This window comes from Achromobacter sp. NCFB-sbj8-Ac1-l, assembly GCF_052695805.1.
In genome coordinates, this window is the sequence record NZ_CP199812.1 from 4,509,757 (window position 1) to 4,523,759 (window position 14,003).

Consider the following 14,003-nt stretch of genomic DNA (forward strand, 5'->3'; position numbering starts at 1 on the left):
ATAAAAGTGGTTCCCAACAATGGGGCCATAGTAGCATTAAATAAGGTTTTTCCCGCCCACTTGCCATCCGAGGCTGAGATGAAGAATCAGGACCTGAATACCCGCCGTTCCCTGGCCACGCCGCGCGGCGTCGGCGTCATGTGTGATTTCTATGCCGTGCGCGCCGAAAACGCCACGCTGTGGGACGCCAACGGCAAGGAATACATCGATTTCGCGGGCGGCATCGCGGTGCTGAACACCGGCCACCTGCACCCCAAGGTCAAGGCCGCCGTCTGCGCCCAGCTCGACAATTTCACGCACACCGCCTACCAGATCGTGCCCTACGAGGGCTACATCTCGCTGGCCGAACGCATCAACCGCCTGGCCCCCATCGACGGCCTGAAGAAGTCCGCCTTCTTCACCACCGGCGTCGAAGCCGTCGAGAACGCCGTCAAGATCGCGCGCTCGGCCACCGGCCGTTCGGGCGTCATCGCCTTCTCGGGCTCGTTCCACGGCCGCACCATGCTGGGCATGGCGCTGACCGGCAAGGTCGCCCCCTACAAGCTGTCGTTCGGCCCGATGCCAGGCGACATCTACCACGTGCCCTTCCCCAACGCTACGCAAGCCATCACGGTGGCCGATTCGCTCAAGGCGCTGGACCTGCTGTTCAAGGTCGACATCGACCCCAAGCGCGTGGCGGCCATCATCATCGAACCGGTGCAGGGCGAAGGCGGCTTCAACATCACCCCGCCCGAACTCATGACCGCGCTGCGCAAGGTCTGCGACGAGCACGGCATCCTGCTGATCGCCGATGAAGTGCAGACCGGCTTTGGCCGCACCGGCAAGCTGTTCGCCATGGAGCACCACTCGGTGCAGGCCGACCTCATCACCATGGCCAAGAGCCTGGGCGGCGGCTTCCCGATCTCGGGCGTGGTCGGCCGCGCCGACGTCATGGACGGCCCGGCCGCGGGCGGCCTGGGCGGCACCTACGCCGGCAACCCGCTGGCGGTGGCCGCGGCCCACGCCGTGCTGGACGTGATCGCCGAAGAAAAGCTGTGCGAACGCTCGGTCACCCTGGGCGACAAGCTGCGCGCCCATCTGGAAGGCCTGCGCGGCAAGGTGCCCGGCATCGCCGACGTGCGCGGCCTGGGCTCGATGGTGGCGCTGGAACTGAACGACGCCAACGGCAAGCCCGACGCCGAAGCCGTCAAGCGCGTGCAGGCCCGCGCCCTGGAACAAGGCCTGATCTTGCTAAGCTGCGGGGTGTACGGCAACGTTCTGCGCTTCCTGTACCCCTTGACCATTCCCGACGCCCAGTTCGATCGCGCGCTGGCCATCCTGACCGAGTCGCTGGCCGCTTAAGAATCGGCCTTGGCCCCCCATAACGGCCCGCCCCCCTGTCGGGGTACCGCCCGATCGAGATGCCGCGGAGCCGGCTCTGCCGGTCCGCAGGCATGCCCCCTTGAGGGGGAAGCGCGCAGCGCTTCGGGGGTGGACCTATTCCATTGGAGACTTTTGCAATGACGTCTTTGACCCATCCCCTTTCGCGTCCCGAACTGCTGCGCGACGCCTGCTACATCGACGGCAAGTGGGTTGCCGCGGGCAATGGCCCGTCGATCCCCGTCGACAACCCGTCCACCGGCAAGACCATCGTGTCCGTGCCCAAGCTGGGCCGCAAGGAAACCGAACAGGCCATCGCCAGCGCGCAAGCCGCCCTGCCCGCCTGGAGCGCCAAGACCGGCAAGGAACGCGCCGCGATCCTGCTGAAGTGGTCGCAACTGATGATGCAGAACCAGCAGGATCTCGCCGCCATCATGACCTCGGAACAGGGCAAGCCCGTGACCGAGGCCGCCGGTGAAATCGCCTATGCCGCATCGTTCCTGGAGTGGTTCGCCGAAGAAGCCAAGCGCATCGACGGCGACGTGCTGCAAAGCCCCAAGGCCGGCCAGCGCCTGCTGGCGCTCAAGCAGCCCATCGGCGTGACCGCCGCGATCACGCCGTGGAACTTCCCGGCCGCGATGATCACCCGCAAGGTCGGCCCGGCGCTGGCCGCCGGCTGCACCATGGTGGTCAAGCCCGCCCAGCAGACCCCGCTGACCGCGCTGGCGCTGGCCGTGCTGGCCGAAGAAGCCGGCGTGCCGGCCGGTGTGTTCCACGTCATCACGGGCAGCTCGCGCGACATTGGCGCCGCGCTGTGCGAAAGCGACGTGGTGCGCAAGCTGAGCTTCACCGGTTCGACCGAAGTGGGCCGCACGCTGATGGAGCAATGCGCCCCCACCATCAAGAAGCTGTCGCTGGAACTGGGCGGCAACGCGCCGTTCATCGTGTTCGACGACGCCGACCTGGACCGCGCCGTGGACGGCATCCTGGCGTCCAAGTACCGCAACGCCGGCCAGACCTGCGTATGCGCCAACCGCATCTACGTGCAGGCCGGCGTGTACGAGGAAATCGCCAAGCGCCTGGTGGCCAAGGTCAACGCCATGAAGGTGGGCGACGGCTTTGGCGACGGCGTGACGCAAGGTCCGCTGATCGACGCCAACGCCGTGGAAAAGGTGCAGGAGCACATTGCCGACGCCACCGCACACGGCGCCAAGGTCATCGCCGGCGGCAAGCCACATGCGCTGGGCGGCACGTTCTTCGAACCCACCGTGGTGCGCGACGTGACGCAGTCGATGCGCTTTGCCACCGAAGAAACCTTCGGCCCGGTCGCGCCGCTGTTCCGCTTCGAATCCGAAGACGAGGTCATCGGCATGGCCAATGACACCATCTTCGGCCTGGCCGCGTACTTCTTCACCCGCGACTACGCCCGCATCTGGCGCGTGTCCGAAGCGCTGGAATACGGCATCGTCGGCATCAACACCGGCCTGATCTCCAACGAAGTCGGCCCGTTCGGCGGCGTCAAGCAATCGGGCCTGGGCCGCGAAGGCTCGAAGTACGGCATCGAAGAGTACCTGGAGATCAAGTACCTCTGCGTCGACCTGGGCGCCTGAGCCCCGGCATCGCCCGGGCGCCGCTCGGCGCCCGTCCTGGCGGGATAAACGGGGCTCGGGTCCCGTTTATCCCCAGGAATTGTGGACAACCTGGCAGATAACTCCTGCACAGGTGCAAAATTCCCTTTAAGTTCATGCGGTTATAAATCGCGATCAATTGCCGCCCAGGCGTGATAGATTTGCGCGTTCCCTGGACGAGCGACTATGAGCAGATCATTTACCCGTGAGGACACCCGCCGGCTGGCGAGCATCCTGGCAGACGCGGCGCAGGCGGAAGTCATGCCGCGCTTTCGCAACCTGCCCGAGGGGTCCGTGCGCGACAAGACCTCGCCGCGCGACCTGGTCACCGACGCCGACGAGGCCGCCGAACGCCTGATCGCCGCGCGCCTGTCCAAGCTGCACCCCGGCGCCGTGCTGATCGGCGAAGAAGCCTCGACCCGCAACCCGGCACTGCTCAACATGCTGGTGGACGCCGACCTGGCGTTCCTGATCGACCCGATCGACGGCACCCGCAACTACGTGGCCGGGCTGCCGCTGTTCGGCATGATGATCGCCGCCTGTCATCGCGGCGACGTGATCGCCGGCGTCATCTACGACCCCGTCAGTCGCGACAGCGCGCTGGCCGTGCGCGGCGAAGGCGCATGGATGGAATACGAGAACGGCAAGCAGGCCTCACTGGCCGTGGCCGCCCCGGCGCCGCCCGAAGACATGGACGGGCTGATTTCCACCGGCGCCCTGCCCGAGCCGCTGCGCACCACGGTCAACGGCAACCTGTCGCGCCTGGGCAGCACGGCCAGCCTGCGCTGCGCCGCCCACGAATACCGCATGCTGGCGGCCGGGCACAGCCATGTCGCCCTGTACAACCAGCTGACCGCCTGGGACCACGCCGCCGGCTGGCTGCTGCACCGCGAAGCGGGCGGCTATGCGGCGCGCTTTGACGGGTCGCCCTACAAGCCCACCCACCGCAGCGGCGGCCTGCTGTATGCCCCGGATGCGGGCAGCTGGCACGCCGCCCGCAAGGCCCTCATGGGCGATGCCATCCCCGACGCCGAGGGCTGAACCCCGGCGATCACGGCGTTAAAAGTCGCTAAAAATCGGGGTTATCCCTAGGATTTATCCACAGTATCTGTGGACAACCCTATGGAAAGCTCTGTAACCGCGCGAAAAAACCCTTACGGGGCGGGTACTTGGTTAAACCGGTCAAAAACCGGCCGGTCTCCGTCCCCGTTATAGGGCTTCCAGCGCCACGGCGCAGGGCAGCGCTACCTTGAGCGTGAGCAGGTTGTCGGCGCGGGTGCGGCCCAGGTTGATGGCGGCTATCGGCAGGCCGTTGCGGGCGGCCGCCGTCACAAACCGGTAACCGGAATAGACCATCAGCGACGAACCGGCCACCAGGACCGCATCGGCGGCCATCAGGCCGGCATTGGCCCGGTCGACCCGATCGCGCGGCACGGTTTCGCCAAAAAACACGACGTCGGGCTTGACGATGCCGCCGCAGCGCGGACAGGGCGGCACGCGGAAGGAGGCGAAATCCACGCCGTCCAGATCGGCGTCGCCGTCGGGTGCGTCATCGGCCTCGAAGGCGATCCAGTCGGGATTGCGTTCGTGCAGGGTGTCCTGCCAGGCCTGGCGGCCGCCCCGCCAGTCGCAGTTCATGCAGCGCACTTCGTCCAGCCGGCCATGCAGGTCGACCACGTCGCGGCTGCCGGCGGCCTCGTGCAGGCCGTCGACGTTCTGGGTCACCAGGATGGACACCAGGCCGCGATGCTGCAGCCGCGCCAGCGCGCGGTGCGAGGCGTTGGGCTGCACCTGGCCGAAGCGGCGCCAGCCCACCATGCTGCGGGCCCAGTAGCGGGCCCGTGCCAGGTCGTCGCCCATGAACGTCTGCAACGTCATGGGCGGCTTGCGCTTCCATTCGCCGTCGGTGTCGCGATAGTCGGGGATGCCGGAATCGGTGCTGACGCCCGCCCCGGTCAGGACGAACAGCCGCGGGTGGCGGTCGACGAAGCCGCGCAGCGCGGCCAGATCCGAAACTCGTGTGTCCATCGTGGCTCCGAGGGCGTGGGACCGCGGGCGTCAGCCGCCCAGGCCGCAATCCGGCATGTCGCTGACCAGGCTGGCCTGGGTGACGTTGCTGCCCGGCGGCACGCTGCGCGTGAGCCAGACGTTGCCGCCGATGGTCGAGCCCTTGCCGATGGTGACGCGTCCCAGGATGGTGGCGCCCGCGTAGATCACGACATCATCTTCGATCAGCGGGTGGCGCGCCAGGCCTTTCTTGAGCTCACCGTTTTCGCCCGGCGGGAAGCGCTTGGCGCCCAGCGTGACCATCTGGTAGAGCCGCACGCGGTCGCCGATGATGGCGGTTTCGCCGATCACCACGCCGGTGCCGTGGTCAATGAAGAAGCTGCGACCGATGGTGGCGCCCGGGTGGATGTCGATGCCGGTGTCGGCATGGGCGATCTCGGCCACGATGCGCGCCAGCATGGGCACGCCCAGCCGGTACAGCACGTTGGCCAGGCGGTGGTGGATCATGGCCGCCACGCCGGGATAGCACAGCAGCACTTCGTCGACGCTGTGCGCGGCCGGGTCGCCCTGGTAGGCGGCGGTCACGTCCAGGTCGAGCGCGGCGCGCACCCGCGGCAGCTCGGCGCCGAACTGGCGCACGATCTCGATGGCGCGCTGCTGCGTGTCGGCCTGCAGGGTCGGATCGTTGCGCCCGACGTATTGCAGTTCCAGACCGACCTGGTGCAGCAGGGCATCCAGCGCCGCGCCGATGGTGTGGCCGACGTAGAAGTCTTCGACTTCCTCGCGCAGGTCGATGGGGCCCAGGCGCATCGGGAACAAGGCGCCACAGAGATCCTTGATGATCTGGCGCAGGCTTTCCTGGGACGGGAATTCGCGCAGGCCGGCATCTTCGCGCAGGCGGCCGCGCGGGCCGCGCCAGGCCACGCGGGCCTCGCGCAGGCCGGACACGATGCTGTCCAGGTTCCAGTGGGCGGGCGGCAGGTAGGTCGGGCCGCTCATAGGGACCGCCCCGCCAGGGTGGACAAACCGGCGCGCAGGCCGGCCAAGGAATGGAATGCAAACATGAGGGTGCCTCGCTGACGGTGCATCGCCGGGTGACGGCCGGGCCGCGCGGCGATGCTGCTTCGCAATATTTCCGTCAACTGTAACCGCTTGCGCGCCGTTCGCGGAACTCGTCCGACAGGCTGTTGGGGTTATGCCGCAGGCGGATCGGCCTCGTAGCCTTCGGGATTGCCTTGCTGCCAGCGCCAGCCGTCGGCGCACATGGCGTCCACCCCGTGGCGGCTGCGCCAGCCCAGCAGCGAAGCCGCCAGGGCCGGATCGGCCCACATCCGCTCGATGTCGCCCGGCCGGCGCGCCACCGTGCGCAGCGGAATGCGGCACTGGTTGACCCGTTCGAACGCCCGCACCAGTTCCAGCACGCTGGTGCCCTGCCCCGTGCCCAGGTTGACCGCCACGAAGCCGGGATGACCGGCGGCATAGGCCAGCGCCTGCACGTGCCCCTGGGCCAGGTCCATGACGTGCAGGTAATCGCGCACGCCGGTGCCGTCCGCCGTCGCGTAGTCGTTGCCGAACACGTTCAGGAAGGGACGCCGACCCACCGCCACCTGGGTGATGAAGGGGAACAGATTGTTGGGCACGTCGCGCGGGCTCTCGCCGATCTGGCCGCTGGGATGCGCGCCGATCGGGTTGAAGTAGCGCAAGGTCACCGCGCCGAAATCGGCTTGGGCCGCGCACAGGTCGCGCAGCATCTGCTCGACCATCAGCTTGGTGCGGCCGTAGGGGTTGGCGGGCGCCAGGGGGTGGGCTTCGGTGAAGGGCAGCGACTGGGGTTCGCCATAGACAGTGGCGGACGAGCTGAACACCAGCCGCGCCACGCCCGTCTCGCGCATGGCGCGCAGCAGCGCCAGCGAGCCCGCCACGTTGTTGTCGTAGTACTTGAGCGGGTCGGCCACGGACTCGCCCACGGCCTTGCAACCCGCCAGGTGCAACACCGCCTGCACCGGATCGCCGTCGGCCGCCGCCTGCGCCAGCACCGCCTGCACGCCGCCGGGCTCGCGGATGTCCCCTTCCACCAGGGGAATCCGCGCGCCGCACAGGCGCTCGACCCGCCGCACGGCCTCGGGGCTGCCGTTGCTGAAGTTGTCCAGCACCAGCGGCCGCTGGCCCGCGGCCAGCATCGCCACCAGCGTGTGGGCGCCGATATAGCCCGCGCCGCCGGTGACCAGTACCCGCATGTCTGCCATGGCCCGGCTCCGTCAGAGATGGGCGGCCACGCCAGGCACCCAGGCATGGCGCGGACGCGGCGCCTGCGCATGGCCACGGTAGCGGTCGATCCAGTACGAGGTCGAGGCGTCATGGCCCCAGTCGACCACGCCGGCCGACACAGGCACCGCCAGTTCGCGCTCGATGCCGGTGGCCAGCCGCTTGCCCAGTTCCACGCCCCATTGATCGAAGGGGTTGATGCCCCAGACCACGCTCTGCACGAACACCTTGTGCTCGTACAGTGCCAGCAGCGCGCCCAGGCCGCGCGGATCCAGCTGGCGCAGCACGATCAGCGTGGACGGCCGCCCGCCCGGGTGCACCATGTGGTGGGCGAGGCTCAACGCCTTGTCCGGATCATCGACATGGGCCACATCCAGCAGCGCCTGTTGCAGGGACTTGCCGCGTAACAGCGCCTGGCGCTGCGCCAGGCAGTTGGCCAGCAGCATGCGATGCGCGTCGGGGCTGTCCGCATGCCCTTGCAGGCTGGCGATGAAATCCACCGGCGCCCCTTCTGCGCTCTGGTGCAGCCACTGGAAGAACGTGTGCTGGCCGTCGGTGCCCGGCATGCCCCAGATGATGGGGGCCGTGGGCACGCCGACCTCGCTGCCGTCACCGGCGACCCGCTTGCCCAGCGATTCCATTTCCAGCTGCTGCAGGTAGGTCACCAGGTGCAGCAGGCGGGCGCTGTAGGCGGCAATGTTCAGGGAACTGTGGCCCAGCACGCTGCAGTTGACCAGCCCGGCCAGGGCCAGCTGCACCGGCGCATTCGAGGCCAAGGGCGCCTGCTGGAAGTGCTGGTCCATCGCTTCGGCGCCGGCGCGCATGCCGATCAGCACGTCGGCCCCGACGGTCAGCGCGATGGACAGGCCGGCCACCGACCAGACGGAATAGCGCCCGCCCACCCAGTCGCACATGCGAAAGACCTGGCTGGACGGCACGCCCAGCGCGCGCGCGGCGGGCACGTTGGCGGTCACGGCCGCCAGGTGGGTGGAGACGTCGGCCACGCCGCCCTGCTTGAGCCAGGCGATGGCGGCGCGCGCATTGTGCAGCGTCTCGGCGGTGGTGAACGATTTAGACGACACCACCACCAGGCAGCGGCGCGGGTCCAGCCCGGCCACGGCGTCATGGAAGGCATGCCCGTCGATGTTGGAAACGAAGCGGATCTGGCGGCGCTGGCCGGGCCCGCCGAACGCCTGGATGGCCAGGCGCGGCCCCCAGTCGCTGCCGCCGATGCCGATGTGCAGCACGCTGGAAAAATCAGCGGTCTGGTCGGTACGCCGCACGAAATCGGCCATGCGCGCGTATTCGCACACCGAATCTTCATCCTGCCCGTCCGGCTGCTCGCGGGTACGGCCGGCTCGCAGCGCCGTGTGCCAGGCGGGTTTGCCTTCGGTCCAGTTGACCGGCCCCCCGGCGAACAGCGCCTGGCGCGCCGCGTCCAGCCCCCGGGCGCGCAGCAATGCCACCGCGGCCGCATCCAGCGCCGCCGACTGCCGCTGCATGGTCAGGTCCACGCACAGCCCCGCCGCTTCGATCACCTTGAGCGCCGCGGCATCCAGCGGCGCATCGCTTGCCGACTGCGCGAACGCCAGCCATTCGGGGCTGCCGGCCAGCCCGGCCGTCTCGCTGTTGACCAGGGCCTCTATCGCAAAATTCGCCTTTCCCATCGCGTGATGCTCCTTAGAACGGTAAACGGATATGAGGTGCAATGCGCCGGAACGCGTTGCGGAAGTCCTCCTCGATGCGGGCCAGGGCGGCCACGGTGTCTCCTTCAAAACGCAGCACCACCGTCGACGTGGTGTTGGACGGCCGCGCCAGGCCGAAGCCATCGGCGTAGTCGACCCGCACGCCGTCCAGGTCGTTGATGGACAGCGCGCCGGGAAACTCCCCGTTCTCGCGCAGGGCGTCCACCAGTTCGACGTGTTCGCCTTCGGCGGTTTCCAGCTTGATTTCCGGGGTGGCGCAGGACTGCGGCAGGCTTTCGAGCAAGGCCGAGGGGTCCGGCGCCGAGGACAGGATCTCCAGCAGGCGGGCCGCGGCATACAGGCCGTCGTCAAAGCCGTACCAGCGTTCCTTGAAGAAGATGTGGCCGCTCATCTCGCCAGCCAGTAGCGCGCCGGTTTCGCGCATCTTCGCCTTGACCAGCGAATGCCCGGTCCGGCACATGGTGGCCTTGCCGCCGGCCTCGACGACGGCGCGCGCCACGTGGCGGCTGCATTTGACGTCGTAGAGAATCTCGGCGCCCGGGTTGCGCGCCAGTACGTCGCGGGCAAACAGGATCAGTTGCCGGTCTGGCCAGATGATCTGGCCGGACTTGCTGACCACGCCGAGCCGGTCGCCGTCGCCATCGAAGGCCAGGCCGACCTCGCAGTCCGAATAGCGCAGGCAATAGATCAGGTCCTGCAGGTTCTGCGGATCCGCCGGGTCGGGATGGTGGCCCGGAAACGAGCCGTCGACCTCGCAGAACAGCTCGGTGACCTCGCAGCCCAGTGCGCGAAACAGCGCCGGCGCCACCGCCCCCGCCACGCCGCTGCCGCAGTCGATGGCGACCTTCATGGGCCGCGACAGGCGGATGTCGCCCAAGAGCCGTGCCGCGTAGCACGGCTGCATCTGCATCTGGGTGCGACCGCCCGCCACGCTGGCGGACTCGATCGGCAGGCGCATGGCATCGCGCAGCGCGGTGATGCCCTCGCCATACAGCGAGGCGCCGTCCAGCACGATCTTGAAGCCGTTGTGGGCCGGCGGATTGTGGCTGCCGGTCACGGCAATGCCGGCGCCGGTATCCATCAGGCGCGCCGCGAAATACACCATCGGCGTGGTGGCCATGCCGATGTCGATGACGTGCACGCCCGCCGAGCGCAGCCCGGCCTGCAGCGCCGCCGCCAGTTCCACGCTGCTCAGGCGGCCGTCACGCCCTACCACCACGGCGCGCGCGCCCAGTTCCACCGCCCGCACGCCCACCGCCATGCCCAGGCTATGGGCGAAGCGCGCGTCGATCTCGTCCGGCACCGTGCCGCGAATGTCGTAGGCCTTGAAGACCGCATCCAGGATCTGCGGGGATTCCCAGCCAAAAGTTCCATGCATGCCAGTTCTCCGCCGGGGTTACTTGGGGCCGTTCTGCTTGAAATCGCCGTAGTACGCGGCCCGCGAGTAGCGGTAGCCGCCGTACTTGGACCGGAAGCCGAAGCGCTCCGGCATCAGCTTCAAGCCGTTGAACAGCACCCCGTCCACCGGCGCGCCCGCCTGGATCAGGCGCTTGGCCGTCTCGCGGATCTCACCCACGGTATTCATGCCGGAACGCACCACCACCATCACCGCCGCCGCATGCGTGCCGACCACGGCCGCATCCGGCGAGGACAGCACCGGCGCGGTATCGAGGATCACCATGTCGTACTGGCTGGACAGTTCACGCAGCGTCTGGCCGAAGATCGGCGAGGCCAGCAATTCCGACGGATCGAAGGTGACCGCGCCCGTGGCGATGAAGTCCACGCCTTCGGACACGCTGTGCTTGCGCACGCGTTCCAGCGGGATGGTGCCCGACAGCACTTCGAACAGGCCGTCTTCCTTGGGCACGCCGAAATAGCGGTTCAGCTGGCCTTTGCGGAAGTCGGCGTCGATCAGCAGCACGCGCTTGCCCACCCCGCCCTGGATGAAGGCGAAGTTGGCGGACAGGAACGACTTGCCCACCCCTGCCACCGGCCCGGTGAACATGACCATGTTGTTGGCGGACTGGCGCAGCGACGCCTGCAGCACGTTGCGGAAGGACCGCAGGCTTTCGATGGGTGGCGCATTGCCCTGGCTTTGCGCCAGCAGCGCCGGCACGGTCGCATTCTTGCGCCGGCTGCGGCGCCACAGCTTGTCCTGCAGGTCGCTGTGGGGAATGGCGGCCAGCACCGGCAGGCCGGTGTAGCGTTCGACGTCGTCCGGTTCGGACAGTCCGCCGAACAGCGCGTTGCGCACGAAGGCGCACAGCACGCCGAAGATCAGCCCGATGGCGGTGGCCACGCCGATGATGATGGCGGCCTTGGGGCGCACCGGCTTATCCGGCTGCACCGCGGCGTCCAGGATGCGCACGTTGCCGACCTTGCCCGCGCGGATCAGGCGCAGTTGCTGCGCGTTGTTGAGCAGGCCCGTGTACAGCTCGGTATTGACGCGCACGTCGCGCACCAGCCGCACCACGTCCTGCTCCAGGTCGGGCAACTGCTTGATGTTGTCACCGATCCGGTTGACGTCGCCCGTCAGCGAGGCGATCTGTCGGTCGATGGCGACGATGCTGGGGTGGGTCGGCGCGAACCGGGTGATCAGTTCCTGGCGCTTGGAGCGCAGTTCCATCACCTTGGTCTGGGCGTCGACCGATTGGGCCAGGATCAGCTTGGCCTCTTCGCTCAGGTCGATGGTGCCGCGCTTGTTGCGCAGCGAGTTGTACTTGGTTTCAGCCGCGTCCAGTTCCTGCTTGAGCTGCGGCAATTGCTTGTCCAGGAACGCCAGCGACTTCTCGGCCTGGGCCGACTTGCGGTTGACGTTCTGCTGCACGTATTCCTGGCCGATCTGGTTCAGCACGGCCGTGGTCAGCACCGGGTCGTTGCCTTCCATCGTGACGCCGATGACGCCCGACGTGCGGCCGCGTTCGAAGATGCCCAGGCGCGACTGCACGTCCTCGATGGCCGCCAGGCGCGAGGTGCGCGACACGGTGAATTCCGTGCCCGGCCGCCCGCTGAGCGCATCGATGTGCACGTCCATCGCGCCGCCGCCCGGCAAGAGGAAATGCTCGGGCTTGCCGACGGTGCCCTTGAACGTGGACCCGGTGACCTTGTCGAACAGCGTGAAGGCGCCTTCGCCCTGGGTGGTGATGCGAAAGGGCTTGCCCAGCCATTCGTTGGGCACGTCCAGCTGTGAAATCGAAATCGACTCGCCGCCCCAGGCATAGCCGCCGCGCGGCAGCCCGGACGGATACGGCAGGCTTTCATGCCGCTGCGCCAGCCATTCACCCACCACCGGGAAGTAGCGCGGCTTGGCATGGATGTACAGCCTGAACTTGTCGACGGCCGGCCCGACCACCATGCGCGAGCGCAGCACTTCCATTTCGCCGGAGGTCTCGGCCTTGGTGTCGAAAATGGCCGAGACGTCGCCCAGCAGGCTGCGGTTCTGGCCTTGGGGGAGTTCCTCCTCCACCTGGACGATGATGTCCGCCTGGTAGACCGACGGCGTCACCATGACGTAGAGGACCGCGCCCAACAGCGCAATCAACGTCAGGGCGATGATCAGCCATCGGTTGGAGAAAATGGCGTCCACATGCGAGGACAGCGGGGTTTCCTGCTGGCGAGCCGGGACGGAGGGCTCGAACGATTCGATAGGCAACGACATGCAGCTCTCCAAGAATAGGCGCCGCCGCGGTCGCGACGCCCCCAAAGGCGTGGGTCGGGGCCCGCACGCGCCGGACGGCGCCGGGCGGGCCCCGGGTCGATTACTTGATGGAATGCACGGTCTGCACCGTTTGCGCACTCGGGAACAGGTTGCTGATGAAGCGGTTCCACCGCACCAGCGCTGCCGTATCCACGAACACGACGTCTTTGGGTTGCAACTCGAACTTCTCCGCCACCGCATAAGCCTGCGGCGATGCGGCGTTCAGATGGAACACCAGCGGCGTCGCCTGCTCGGTACTGCGCACCACAAACACCTGTGACGAGTCCGCAGTCATCTGGTTGGGCCCGCCGGCCACACCCAGCGCTTCGTTCAGCGTCAGTCTTCCATCCCTCATCACAATCGAGGCGGGCGTAGTCACTTCGCCCGTCACGAACACCTTGCTCTCGTCGCGTGGCGTCACCCGGACGATGTCGCCCGACTTCAGCATGACCTGGTTCAGGTCCTGCCCACGCTCGATCAGGGCGGGCAGGTTGACGCGTGTGGCCTTGCCTTCGCGGATGACATAGACGCTGCTGCGGTCACCGGTGGGCAGGATGCCGCCCGCGCGGTTGATCGCTTCCAGCAAGGTCATGGGAATGTCGTTGATCGCGACGGTGCCAGGCGTCTTGACTTCGCCCTCGACGTAGACCCGCTTGCTGCGGTAGCCCAGCACCCGCACCGTGATCTGCGGGTCCTGGATGTATTTACCCGAACTGTTCACTATGAGATTGCGCGCCTGAAGTTCCGTCAAGCCCGCCACTTTCAGCAGTCCTGTATAGGGAAATTGGATATATCCAGAGGATGAGACCGTATAGCCCGGAATGCCCGAGGCGGTATCCCCGAAGGCTAGTTCGGTCACCCCAGTCCCGATGGCGTAGGTTTGCGTCGGAAGCACGAGTTCGGGGTGATCCCACACCACGATCGAAAGGATGTCGCCAGGGCCGATGCGGTACGGCTCGGTCTTGTCGACCAGCTTCGACACCCCATCGTTGTTCAGCAGCGCCTGGCGCGCACGGTTGTCTTCCAGCACGAGGCTGGGCGTGATTTCCCGAATATCGGCGACCGAGTTCGGGTCGAGCGGATCGACGCGATGCTTGGCGTTGAAGGTCATGCCGGGAGAGAGGGCGCAAGCGCCTAGCGAGGACACGAGCGCGATGGCAGCGATGGCTCGGCTCAACGTTCCGAAAAATGTCGTCATGGCAAATCCACTGTGAATGACTTCGTTGCTTGGAAAGGAGCCCGATGCGTAACGGGTTGCGACATTCCACTCTCTTTTCCAGCCCCCGCACATTCGACGGATGCCCTAAGCCTTCTCCTACATCGTTTGGAGGTTTCGGGTGG

The 14,003-nt window shown here is 67.4% G+C and carries 10 protein-coding genes; 3 read left to right on the top strand and 7 right to left on the bottom strand.

The features are described 5' to 3' along the window. The first annotated feature begins 78 nt into the window (after positions 1 to 78). From gabT to ACUDP5_RS20600, 3 genes are all read left to right on the top strand, one after another. Positions 79 to 1,341 carry a 4-aminobutyrate--2-oxoglutarate transaminase gene (gene gabT, locus ACUDP5_RS20590; protein ID WP_445657073.1) on the top strand — a complete coding sequence of 421 codons (1,263 nt, stop codon included), beginning with the start codon at positions 79 to 81 and terminating at the stop codon, positions 1,339 to 1,341. Between the two features lie 158 nt (positions 1,342 to 1,499). Beyond that, positions 1,500 to 2,969, top strand: a complete 1,470-nt coding sequence (locus ACUDP5_RS20595) for an NAD-dependent succinate-semialdehyde dehydrogenase (protein ID WP_263915351.1) — start codon at positions 1,500 to 1,502, stop codon at positions 2,967 to 2,969. Positions 2,970 to 3,173: 204 nt separating this feature from the next. After that, positions 3,174 to 4,028 (top strand): inositol monophosphatase family protein, encoded by an 855-nt coding sequence (locus ACUDP5_RS20600; RefSeq protein ID WP_263915352.1) that lies wholly within the window; start codon positions 3,174 to 3,176, stop codon positions 4,026 to 4,028. Between the two features lie 168 nt (positions 4,029 to 4,196). Here the strand turns inward: ACUDP5_RS20600 and ACUDP5_RS20605 are convergent, their stop codons facing one another. The 7 genes from ACUDP5_RS20605 to ACUDP5_RS20635 all read right to left on the bottom strand — a co-directional run bounded on the left by ACUDP5_RS20605 (position 4,197) and on the right by ACUDP5_RS20635 (position 13,860). Further along, complete coding sequence (locus ACUDP5_RS20605) at positions 4,197 to 5,015, bottom strand: NAD-dependent protein deacetylase (RefSeq protein WP_263915353.1); 819 nt, start codon at positions 5,013 to 5,015, stop codon at positions 4,197 to 4,199. A 30-nt stretch (positions 5,016 to 5,045) separates the two neighbouring features. Continuing rightward, positions 5,046 to 5,993 carry a serine O-acetyltransferase EpsC gene (gene epsC / locus ACUDP5_RS20610; protein ID WP_263915354.1) on the bottom strand — a complete coding sequence of 316 codons (948 nt, stop codon included), beginning with the start codon at positions 5,991 to 5,993 and terminating at the stop codon, positions 5,046 to 5,048. Positions 5,994 to 6,187: 194 nt separating this feature from the next. After that, positions 6,188 to 7,240 carry a UDP-glucose 4-epimerase GalE gene (gene galE, locus ACUDP5_RS20615; RefSeq protein WP_263915355.1) on the bottom strand — a complete coding sequence of 351 codons (1,053 nt, stop codon included), beginning with the start codon at positions 7,238 to 7,240 and terminating at the stop codon, positions 6,188 to 6,190. 12 nt (positions 7,241 to 7,252) lie between these two features. Continuing rightward, positions 7,253 to 8,926: a glucose-6-phosphate isomerase gene (gene pgi, locus ACUDP5_RS20620; protein WP_263915356.1), complete on the bottom strand. Its 1,674-nt coding sequence runs from the start codon at positions 8,924 to 8,926 to the stop codon at positions 7,253 to 7,255. A gap of 13 nt (positions 8,927 to 8,939) precedes the next feature. Then, positions 8,940 to 10,343 carry a phosphomannomutase/phosphoglucomutase gene (locus tag ACUDP5_RS20625; protein WP_263915357.1) on the bottom strand — a complete coding sequence of 468 codons (1,404 nt, stop codon included), beginning with the start codon at positions 10,341 to 10,343 and terminating at the stop codon, positions 8,940 to 8,942. Positions 10,344 to 10,361: 18 nt separating this feature from the next. Next, positions 10,362 to 12,623: a GNVR domain-containing protein gene (locus ACUDP5_RS20630; RefSeq protein WP_263915358.1), complete on the bottom strand. Its 2,262-nt coding sequence runs from the start codon at positions 12,621 to 12,623 to the stop codon at positions 10,362 to 10,364. Between the two features lie 100 nt (positions 12,624 to 12,723). After that, entirely contained in the window at positions 12,724 to 13,860 is a 1,137-nt protein-coding gene (locus tag ACUDP5_RS20635) for a polysaccharide biosynthesis/export family protein (protein WP_445657074.1), read from the bottom strand. Positions 13,861 to 14,003 lie beyond the last annotated feature (143 nt).

Bases quoted from the DNA above. Each gene is read 5' to 3' on its own strand.
- epsC (WP_263915354.1), bottom strand. From the start codon at position 5,993: ATGAGCGGCCCGACCTACCTGCCGCCCGCCCACTGGAACCTGGACAGC.
- ACUDP5_RS20635 (WP_445657074.1), bottom strand. From the start codon at position 13,860: ATGACGACATTTTTCGGAACGTTGAGCCGAGCCATCGCTGCCATCGCG.
- ACUDP5_RS20600 (WP_263915352.1), top strand. From the start codon at position 3,174: ATGAGCAGATCATTTACCCGTGAGGACACCCGCCGGCTGGCGAGCATC.
- pgi (WP_263915356.1), bottom strand. From the start codon at position 8,926: ATGGGAAAGGCGAATTTTGCGATAGAGGCCCTGGTCAACAGCGAGACG.
- galE (WP_263915355.1), bottom strand. From the start codon at position 7,240: ATGGCAGACATGCGGGTACTGGTCACCGGCGGCGCGGGCTATATCGGC.
- ACUDP5_RS20605 (WP_263915353.1), bottom strand. From the start codon at position 5,015: ATGGACACACGAGTTTCGGATCTGGCCGCGCTGCGCGGCTTCGTCGAC.
- ACUDP5_RS20595 (WP_263915351.1), top strand. From the start codon at position 1,500: ATGACGTCTTTGACCCATCCCCTTTCGCGTCCCGAACTGCTGCGCGAC.
- ACUDP5_RS20630 (WP_263915358.1), bottom strand. From the start codon at position 12,623: ATGTCGTTGCCTATCGAATCGTTCGAGCCCTCCGTCCCGGCTCGCCAG.
- ACUDP5_RS20625 (WP_263915357.1), bottom strand. From the start codon at position 10,343: ATGCATGGAACTTTTGGCTGGGAATCCCCGCAGATCCTGGATGCGGTC.
- gabT (WP_445657073.1), top strand. From the start codon at position 79: ATGAAGAATCAGGACCTGAATACCCGCCGTTCCCTGGCCACGCCGCGC.